Consider the following 7,381-nt stretch of genomic DNA (forward strand, 5'->3'; position numbering starts at 1 on the left):
ATCAGGCTGCCGCGCGCCGTTTTCGTGCCGCCGGCGCCGCCTTGGCACTCGCACCTGCGCTCTTGCCACCGCTGCGGCTGGTACCCGCCGAGCGCGCCGCGCGTGGTTTTTTGCGGGCCGGTGCGGCTGTCTCGGCCTCGGCCTCGGCCTCGGCCTCGGTATCGGTATCGGCGGCTGCGTCGTCATCGTCCCCCGCACGCTTGCGCGTACCCGCGGCCGGCTTGCCTTTGCCACGGCCGAGGCTGCGCTTGAGCAGGTCGGACAGATCGAGAATGTCGGCGGATTGACGCGAATCGCGCGGCGCCTCGACTTCGGTGATTTCCTCGGTCTTACCCGCGCGAATCTTTCGGTCCACCAGCGCCATGATGTCGTCGCGGAACGTGTCGTGATACTGCGACGGATCCCACTTGTCGCTCATGTCGTTGATCAGCTTTTTCGCCATGTCGAGTTCGCGCGCGCTGACGCCGGCCGCCTTCATACTTTCGGGCGGCAGTTTGAATTCGTCGAAGTCGCGGACCTCGGCGGCCCAGCGCAAGGTGTTCAACGCCAGCATTGGCCCGACCGGAATCAGCGCCGCGAGGTGCTGCTTGTTATGCAGCACGACGCTCGCCACGCCGATCTTGCCCGACGCTTTCATCGCCTCGCGCAGCAGCGCGTACACCTTTTCGCCCTTGCGATCGGGTGTCAGGAAGTACGGCGTGTCGAGATAGAGGAACGAGATGTCCGGCGCGTCGACGAATGCGAGGATATCGACCGTCTGCGTCGACTCGGGGTTCGCTGCGCGAATCTCCTCGTCCGAGAGGACGACGTACTTGTCCTTTTCATACTCGAAGCCGCGCACGATGTTCTCGCGCGTCACATCCTTGCCGCTGCGCTTGTTGATCTGCTTGTAGCCGATCGGATCGATCGTGCGCTTGTCCAGCAGATTGAAACCGACTTTCTCCGACTGCGTCGCCGGATACAACTGGACCGGAACGTGGACGAGGCCGAAGCTGATTGCGCCCTTCCAGATCATGTGTGCCATCGTGCGCTCCCCAAGGCCTAGGACCTTCGGTGAAGCAGCAAGCGTGCCACGGTTTTGGCGCTATGACTGGCGCGGCACCGTGCTGGCTGCCACGGGCATCGGCTGTAAGTCTTGCGTCATGTCGGCAAAAGATACGGCGTTTGGGTGCTTGCTTGGGGGCTCGCCTGGGTGCTTGCTTGGGTGCTTGCTTGGGTGCTTGCTTGGGTGCTTGCTCGGGTGCTTGCCTGGGTGCTTGCCTGGGTGCTTGCCTGGGTGCTTGCCTGGGTGCTTGCTCGGGTGCTTGCTCGGGTGCTTGCTCGGGTGCTCGCGGGTGCTTGCTTACGTGCCTGTCAACCGCCGCTCGTCGGCTCGAGCTCGACCGGCACCGCTGCGAAGCCGCGAAACCGCACGCGTCCGCCGCGCGTCGGTTCGCCGTCGAGCCGATACGCCGGAAAGCGCTGCACGAAGCGTCCGATGGCGATGCGCGCCTCGAGTCGCGCGAGCGACAACCCCGCGCACTGGTGAATACCGAAGCCGAACGCCAGATGCCGGTTCGGATCGCGGCGGATGTCGAAGCGGTCCGGCTCCGCGAACTGCTCGGAGTCGCGATTGGCCGCGCCGATGCACAGCGTGACGGGCGTACCGCGTGCCACCGCGACGCCGCCGATCTCCGCGTCGACGGTTGCCATCCGGTTGCCTAGCTGATTCGAGCTCTCGAATCGCAAACACTCTTCGATCGCCGATTCGATTAGCGACGGCTCGCGCAGTAGCGCGGCGCGCTGCTCCGGCCAGTCGGTGAGCGTAACGAGACCGTTGCCGATCAGATTCGTGGTGGTCTCATGACCAGCGTTCAGGATGAAGATGCAGTTTTGCAGCAGCTCCGCTTCCGACAACTGCTCGCCGCCCTGCTCTCCGTGCTCGCCCTGGATCAGGCGCGTCAGCACGTCGTGCTGCGGATCGCCGGGTTCGCGTCGGCGCCGCATCACCAGATCGCGCAAATAGTCGACAAATTCGCTGACCGCGCGATTTCCCCGTTCGAGTTGCGCCTCATTCGGTGACGGCTCAAGCGCGCCAAGTATCGCCAGCGACCAGTCGCGCAACGGCTCGCGCTCGGCGTGCGGCACATCCAGCAGATTGCCGATGATCTCGACCGGAATCGCCGACGCGAACTCGCCAATCAGATCGATCCGGCCACGCGCCCCGGCAGCATCCAGCAAGCCATCGACGAGGCGGATCAGCCCCGGCTCCATGGCCGCGATCGCGCGCGCCGTCAGCGCACCGGCGATCAGTTTGCGCACCCGCGTGTGACGCGGCGGATCGTTGAAGACGAGACTGGTGGTGTGATGGGTGTAGAGCGGCGAGTCGCCGTACTTCGGTTTGAATTCGACGGTCTTGTCGGAACTGAACGTTTTCGGGTCGCGGTAGACCGCCTGTACGTCACGAAAACGCGTCAGAAATAGCGAGCCGTCCGGCATGCGTTTGACCGGCTCATGGGCGCGCAGCGCGTGGTAGACCGGGTACGGATCGGCATAGAACGCGGGACTCAGATGGCGCAGATCGAAGTCGCGCGCAAGGGTGGACGCGTCGCTGGCGGTCGCGGGGGTCATGACTTGTCTCCGTGGTGGTGCGCCTCGTCGCTGGTGCCAATGCGTGCCGTGTGCGATGTGCCACGCGCCTCATCGGCGCGGCGGGCTCGACAGGCTCGATGGGCTGCGGGGCGTCGTTCGAAGCGACAGTATGACGCGGGCGCCTGATGATTGCACGGTGGATTACCTCGTGGGTTGCGTTTGGGGCTGCAAGGCGCGCTGCATTGCGCAGCATGCCTGGTCGTTGGGCGGGCGGGTTGCCATCCGGTTGCAGGCTGTCCGGCGGGCCGCAGGCCACCGAAACGTTACAATGGCGGGATTTTCCGCGCGCCTCGCGCGGCCGCCCTTTTCTGCGCCAATGCGTCCGCCCATGAACCTCGTCATCCAAAGCACCGCGCCCCTTTCCGCCGACCACCACAAGACGCTCGTCGCGCTCGCGCGTGGCTCGCACGCCGCAGTCATCGACGCGAACGCGATTCGCATCGCCGACGCGAACGTTGCGCAACGCGCCGACCTTGAGATCTATTGCGGCACGCATCAACTGGACTACGCGTTTGTCGAACCCGGCCGCCAGTTGCGTGACTTCGGCCTCGTCGCGATGGACATGGATTCGACGTTGATCACGATCGAATGCATCGATGAAATCGCCGACTTCTGCGGGTTGAAAGCAGAAGTCGCCGCGATAACAGAAGCCTCGATGCGCGGCGAAATCAAGGACTTCAACGAGAGTCTGACGCGCCGCGTGGCGCTGCTCAAGGGACTGGACGCCGGCGCGCTCGAACGCGTTTATGAGGAACGGCTGCAACTCTCGCCGGGCGCCGAACAGATGCTGGCCGGCGCGAAAGCGGCGGGATTGAAAACGCTACTGGTATCCGGCGGATTTACTTTCTTCACAGAGAAGCTGAAGGCCCGGCTCGGCCTCGATTTCACGCGTGCGAATACACTCGAAATCGTTGATGGCAAGTTGACCGGCAACGTAGTCGGCGAGATCGTCAACGCCGACGTGAAGGCACGCACATTACGCGAGACATGCGCCCAACTGGGCATCGAGCCGACCCGCGCGATTGCGATGGGCGATGGTTCGAACGATCTGAAAATGATGGCCGCTGCGGGACTTTCCGTCGCATTCCGCGCGAAGCCGGTGGTGCGCGAAGCAGCCAGCGTGGCGTTCAACCACGTTGGGCTGGATGGGTTGCTGCGGTTGTTCTGAAGCTTGAGTGCGCCGGCCGGGGCAATGGCGGCCAGCGCCGGTACGAGAATTATTTATTGAGATGGGCAATCAGGAACATGCCCAACATGGAGACTCCAACGGCTCCGATCACGACGTTAGTCCACTTCAGAACACGGGCGTAATTTTCGTCAGATTCCAGAAATGTGAATAGTCTATGCATGAGGGCCTCCCAAAAGGAGATCAGTATAAGAGCTGCGTTATCTAAAAAATCTAAATCAGGTGCACGTGTAGGATTGCGAACAGAGTGGCTACAAGAGATGTTGCAAGAATCGAAGTCGCAATTGCCACACGCGACAACGCCCCCGTAGCAAACCGTTTCTGCCTGTCACGAATACATGTGGCCGCCTGATCCTGACGTGCATTGACCAAAGACGACATCACGATATTCGAACAGGCGAATGCCAGCATGCAGAATCCTGCAATGGCGAACTCGAGGACAGGCACCCCGCCACTCCCCCGCTCCAACGCGGTCACCGCCTCATAAACCGCGGCCGCACACAGCCCGATCGCACACCAGAAGAGTTGGCCGTCTTTCACCGATGCGGCGATCAACGTCTTCGCGACGCGCCAGCCGTGCGTGGGTGCGACGAGCGCTAGCGTAAAGATCGGGCCGGCAATCGGCACGCCAAGATTCAGCAACATCCAGAAAAATAGATTCATCGAAGCTCACCATCGTGCAGTAACCGTTAGTCGGGATGTGCACCATCGTAGCGTCGAGATCAGGCATCGACCATTCGGCCGAATGGTTAGGCTTACTGGCTATCTTGACAAAAGAAAAAGCCCATCGGGAACACGTCCTGATGGGGTTACTCAAGCTTCGGCAATCAGCTCTCAGGCGCTTAACCCAGCGCCACCAGACACTGTTCGATATCCGCGCGCAAATCAGCCTCTTCTTCCAGACCGATATAGAACCTCACCAACGTACCGCGATACGGCCATTGGCCTTCGGTGCGCATTGAGGCGACGTCGTAAGGCATCGCAAGACTGTGCGCACCGCCCCAGCTCCAGCCGAGCGAAAACAGCTCGAGCGACTCGCAGAACGTGTCAATTTGCGCCGCGCTGTAACGTGCGTCGAACACCACTGAGAACAGTCCGCCCGCCCCCGTAAAGTCGCGCTTGAAAAACGCATGCCCCGGACAGTCGGACAACGCCGGGTGCAAGACCGCGGCAATTTCCGGGCGCGTCTTCAGCCAGGTGGCGAGGCCCAGCGCCGCACGGTCATGTTGCTCGAAGCGCAATTGCATGGTCGGCAGACTACGCAGAATCAGCGAACAGTCATCCGACGAGACGCCGATGCCCATGCGCATGCGCGCTGCCTTCAGCTTCAGATGCAACTCGCGATCGACGGTGATCGTCGCGCCCATCAGCACGTCGCCGCCGCCCGACTGGTACTTGGTTAGCGCCTGCACTGAGATATCGACGCCGTGGTCGAACGGCCGGAAACCGAGCCCCGCCGACCAGGTATTGTCGATCGCCGTGACGACGTTGCGCGCGCGCGCCACCGCGGTGATGGCGGGCACGTCGGGCACTTCCATCGTGACCGAACCGGGTGCTTCGAGCCAGATCAAACGCGTATTCGGCTGGATCAGATCGGCGATCCCCGCGCCGATCATCGGATCGTAGTAGCGCGCGGTGATACCGAAATCGCGCGCCAGCCAGTCGCCGTGATCGCGGTTCGGCGAGTAGACGTTATCGGGAATCAGCACGTCGTCGCCGGCCTTCACGATGCCGAAGTACACGTTCGAAAGCGACGACAACCCCGATGGCTGCAACAACGCGTGGTTGCCGCCTTCAATGGTGGCAAGCCGCTGCGCCAGCGCGAGCGAAGTCGGCGTGGCGTGCAGGCCATAGCGCCATTGCGCGTCGTTCTTCCAGTCGAGCGCACGCATCGTCGCGAGATCGGGGAATACGACCGTCGAAGCGCGCGTCACCGGCATCGAGAACGACTCGAAGCCCGGCGTGAGCTGATCTTCGTGACGCACGATGTGGGTTTGCAGGCCGCGTTTGAGTTTGGATTGAGTCATGGTGTATGTAGGCTTTATTCGCCGATTTGCAGGTTGCTAACCCCACCGACGGCGTGAGCGCTGCTCGTCGCCGAGGCGGGCGCTGCTGCGCTGCCGGCGGACGGCTGCGGCGCGACCGCCGCCTTGTTGGCCGCCGCTCCGGCAGCAGCACCCGTTGATGCAGCCGGCACGGCCTGCCCCGCTGCCAACGGCTTCAGATCGAACGGCTGCGGATCGGAATCGTCGACGTTCATCCGGTCGCCCGCAACCGAGCCATCCGCAGCAAACTTGCCCACCCAGTTGCCGGTGATATGCGTGCCGTCGTTCGATTCCTCGACTTCCAGCGTATCGCCGTCGCGGTCGCCCGCGATCAGGATCACTTCGCCGGTATCGGTGTACTGATATTCGCCGTGCACGCCGGCGGGGTCGTCGGTTTTCGCGCCGAGCCGCAGCACGATCTGACGCGAGCCCAACATGCCGGCGTAGCGCGGAAACTTCGCGAATTCAGGGCTCGGTTTGAGCGGCAACTGAATCGGCGGGGGCGCCGCCAGCTCCTTCACCGCGTCGCTTTCCGCCCATGCCTGCGCGGGCAGCACAGCCCCGGCGCCAGCACACAGCAATGCGGCCACGCTCACTACGCCCCGAAGGAAGCCACCTTGGGGGACTGCCCAACCGCGCCGACGCGTTGCGCCCTTGATCGCTTTCGATTCCTGCATCCGTTGTTTCCTTGTTACCTGATACCGCTCGATACCCGTTTGCTACCCGCTTACTGTCGGGCTTGCTTCGGCGGGGAAAACCGACGCCTCGCGCTGCGTTGCGTTGCCCCGCCTCGGCCTCAGATCCGTTCGAAGATCGCCGCGATACCCTGCCCGCCGCCGATACACATCGTCACCAGCGCGTACCGGCCGCCGATCCGCTGCAATTCATACAGCGCCTTGACGGTGATCAGTGCGCCAGTCGCGCCGATCGGGTGGCCGAGCGAAATGCCCGAGCCGTTCGGATTGACCTTGGCCGGATCGAAACCGAGTTCCTTGCTGACCGCGCACGCCTGAGCGGCAAACGCTTCGTTCGCTTCGATCACATCCAGATCGGCGACCGTCAGGCCGGCGCGTTCGAGCGCCTTGCGCGTTGCCGGCACCGGGCCGATGCCCATGTAGGCCGGATCGACGCCTGCATGCGCGTATGAAACCAGCCGTGCCAACGGCTTGATGCCGCGCTTTTCGGCGACGCTGCGTTCCATCAGCACGACCGCCGCGGCGGCGTCGTTGATGCCCGACGCGTTGCCGGCCGTCACCGTGCCGTTTTCCTTCGCGAACACCGGCTTCAACTTGGAGAAGTCTTCTGCCGTTGCGTTCATGCGTGCGTGCTCATCCGTATCGAACACGACGTCGCCCTTCTTCGACGGAATCGTGATCGGCAGGATCTGGTCCTTGAAGTAGCCGCTCGTGATCGCGTTGGCCGCGCGGCGATGCGATTCGAGCGCGAGTGCATCCTGCGTTTCACGCGAGATCTCGTATTTGCGCGCGACGTTCTCGGCAGTCACGCCCATATGGATCGA

Annotated in this window: 7 protein-coding genes; 1 reads left to right on the forward strand and 6 read right to left on the reverse strand. The window is 63.1% G+C overall.

Annotated features, from left to right (window positions below):
- Position 1: 1 nt before the first annotated feature.
- Together ku and HHL24_RS28915 are read right to left on the reverse strand one after the other, a co-directional pair.
- Positions 2–1,024 carry a non-homologous end joining protein Ku gene (gene ku / locus HHL24_RS28910; protein ID WP_169488754.1) on the reverse strand — a complete coding sequence of 341 codons (1,023 nt, stop codon included), beginning with the start codon at positions 1,022–1,024 and terminating at the stop codon, positions 2–4.
- A gap of 329 nt (positions 1,025–1,353) precedes the next feature.
- Positions 1,354–2,610: a cytochrome P450 gene (locus HHL24_RS28915; RefSeq protein ID WP_169488755.1), complete on the reverse strand. Its 1,257-nt coding sequence runs from the start codon at positions 2,608–2,610 to the stop codon at positions 1,354–1,356.
- 349 nt (positions 2,611–2,959) lie between these two features.
- Here HHL24_RS28915 and serB point away from each other — a divergent pair, with 349 nt between their 5' ends.
- The gene (gene serB / locus HHL24_RS28920; RefSeq protein WP_169488756.1) at positions 2,960–3,799 is read left to right on the forward strand and encodes a phosphoserine phosphatase SerB; all 840 of its coding nucleotides are present in this window, start codon (positions 2,960–2,962) and stop codon (positions 3,797–3,799) included.
- A 231-nt stretch (positions 3,800–4,030) separates the two neighbouring features.
- On the opposite strand, the gene HHL24_RS28925 is transcribed toward serB, so the two are convergent.
- The 4 genes from HHL24_RS28925 to HHL24_RS28940 all read right to left on the reverse strand — a co-directional run.
- Positions 4,031–4,480: a hypothetical protein gene (locus HHL24_RS28925; RefSeq protein WP_169488757.1), complete on the reverse strand. Its 450-nt coding sequence runs from the start codon at positions 4,478–4,480 to the stop codon at positions 4,031–4,033.
- A 179-nt stretch (positions 4,481–4,659) separates the two neighbouring features.
- On the reverse strand, positions 4,660–5,844 hold the full coding sequence (locus HHL24_RS28930; RefSeq protein WP_169488758.1) for a cystathionine beta-lyase: 1,185 nt from the start codon (positions 5,842–5,844) through the stop codon (positions 4,660–4,662).
- Between the two features lie 14 nt (positions 5,845–5,858).
- Positions 5,859–6,539 (reverse strand): hypothetical protein, encoded by a 681-nt coding sequence (locus HHL24_RS28935; protein WP_169488759.1) that lies wholly within the window; start codon positions 6,537–6,539, stop codon positions 5,859–5,861.
- Between the two features lie 119 nt (positions 6,540–6,658).
- A partial coding sequence (locus tag HHL24_RS28940; protein ID WP_169488760.1) for an acetyl-CoA C-acyltransferase occupies positions 6,659–7,381 on the reverse strand: 723 nt, incomplete at its 5' end.

The organism is Paraburkholderia polaris, from assembly GCF_012927345.1.
Taxonomy (GTDB): domain Bacteria; phylum Pseudomonadota; class Gammaproteobacteria; order Burkholderiales; family Burkholderiaceae; genus Paraburkholderia; species Paraburkholderia polaris.